Annotated in this window: 1 protein-coding gene; it reads right to left on the reverse strand. The window is 56.0% G+C overall.

The annotated features are described in order from the left end of the window. Positions 1 to 194 precede the first annotated feature (194 nt). Positions 195 to 1,097 carry a hypothetical protein gene (locus OTB19_RS42890; RefSeq protein ID WP_267804282.1) on the reverse strand — a complete coding sequence of 301 codons (903 nt, stop codon included), beginning with the start codon at positions 1,095 to 1,097 and terminating at the stop codon, positions 195 to 197. Positions 1,098 to 1,328: the final 231 nt, after the last annotated feature.

A 1,328-nucleotide genomic window follows, 5' to 3' on the forward strand; every position in this document is an offset into this window, starting at 1 on the left:
CACCCCGGACCCGTGGAACCCGGCGCACCCCGCAGCGACACGCGACGACCCCGGAACCTCACCACGAGAACAAACCGGGGTGAACCGACCACCCCACGAACACGACCTCATCACTGAAGGATCGAGGTTGAGTGGTGAGACGCGGAACTTCATAGATATCGCCGCGAACTCACAAACGCAGTCCATTCCCACACTCAGAAGCCTTTGTCGTCTTTCTTTACTGCAGCTTGCATGAAATTTTCGGAAAAGAAGTGTCGAGGCACTTTTATCTCCGGACGAAACAAACCGTTCACTAGTTTATTCAGGCCCGCATCGTCGCGCATTGTCAACATTGCCTCTTGCGATTTGTCCGACATGCCTCTGATGCGTTCCAGGATCGATAGCCCGAGGCCCCGAATCATGTCCCCACCGTAGAACACGATGCCGAAACGGTCCAGCTCTCGCCTGCTCACGGCTCCGTAATCCTCATCAGGGAGTCCAGGTATATGACCCTGGAGCTTCGGGGTACCCGCAAAGCGCATTTCCACTAGGCTTACCCACCCCGCGTCAGTGAACTCTGGGCGAGCGAAATCGAAGCGAAAAGTGCGCCCACCGAACCTGCTGCTGGGCTTCTTTGGCTCTTTGCCGACTTCCAGCGAAAAGAAGACGTAATCATCATTACCCAGCCACTCGATATCTTCCTGAGGGGAATTCGCGATGTTGAATTTCACCCCCCGCTCGATCAGCTTTTGCCGTGAAAAAAGATTCAGCAGATTCTTCTCTTCGTTCAACACTGGCCCGCTGGTGGTGTGAGTGGCGAAGAATTCCGCCGCCAGGAACGTTCTATAGAATTCCAACTCCTCTTCGCGGAGGGGCTGTAGAGACCTCTGGAGTCTCTCGATGTTTCGACGAGACAGATTCTTTACATTCAAGTCTTCGCCGGGATTTTTGGCCTGCCACAATATGCCCGCGTCGTACATGTGGGCGTAAGCTTTCTGGCCCCCTTTCTCGCGCATCTTCCGGACGAGTCGACGCGCCAATTCATCCTCCCGCGCCCGGGAGATCGCAGAAGGGGCTGACAGTCTTTCGCTATTTTCCCTTTTCAGGTGTTCATACATTGCACACGCTCCTCCTCGGCTTTCCGCCATGCACCTAGAATATTACGGGCAAACTGTCGAGCCAGTCGAGGTCCAGGGCCCCGGCAAAGTCGTTGATCATGCTGTCAGCCTCGATCCACCGTGTAACGGCCGGGCTGTGGACGGGGAAACGGGAGGAGGTGCCCGCTGACCTGGGATGATGGGAGTTCTCACGCTTCCACCAGCACCAACCGGCAAGGCACCTCTCAAGTG

This window comes from Streptomyces sp. H27-H5 (assembly GCF_026627505.1).
Lineage (GTDB): Bacteria > Actinomycetota > Actinomycetes > Streptomycetales > Streptomycetaceae > Streptomyces.